Source organism: Citrobacter sp. TBCS-14, from assembly GCF_005280805.1.
Classification (GTDB): domain Bacteria; phylum Pseudomonadota; class Gammaproteobacteria; order Enterobacterales; family Enterobacteriaceae; genus Citrobacter; species Citrobacter gillenii.
Genome location: NZ_SZWM01000160.1, coordinates 1 through 516 on the forward strand (window position 1 = coordinate 1; position 516 = coordinate 516).

Below are 516 nucleotides of genomic sequence, written 5' to 3' on the forward strand. Positions count from 1 at the left end.
GTAAAAACAGCAGGGCGGGGATACTTTCGGAGGCAAACATATATCGCCAGCCATCGGTATTCAGCCAGTTGGCGTCTCCTGAACGGGCAATAAAATAGTTAACGCAATACACCAGTAACTGGCCAAAAATAATCGCGAATTGGTTAAAGGAAACCAGTTTCCCACGAATATGTGCCGGAGCCAGCTCAGCAATATACATAGGTGAGAGCATTGAGGCTAAACCTANAAAGGCGATGAAATACCTGGAAGATGGGTCTGTTTCTTGTGAAGTATTGTTTGAAGATGATGCGATAAATAACGAATTCGGGGACGTATCCTGCTAAATAAACAGGCACAGCATTATCGGGGTTAATGGTGGTAAAACCTAATTCTGGCCATGCGGATCCGATGCCGGAAATAAAAAATAACAGCGCAGCGATTTTCAGCGAATCCCGGCGACCAAAGCGGTTACTACAATACCCGCCCAGCGCACCACCGATGATGCAGCCAATCAACGCACTGGCGACGCAAAAACCC

General features: G+C 47.0%; 1 pseudogene. It reads right to left on the bottom strand.

From position 1 onward, the window contains the following. Nucleotides 1-516: pseudogene (locus tag FDX22_RS03670) on the bottom strand (MFS transporter); the annotation flags it as partial.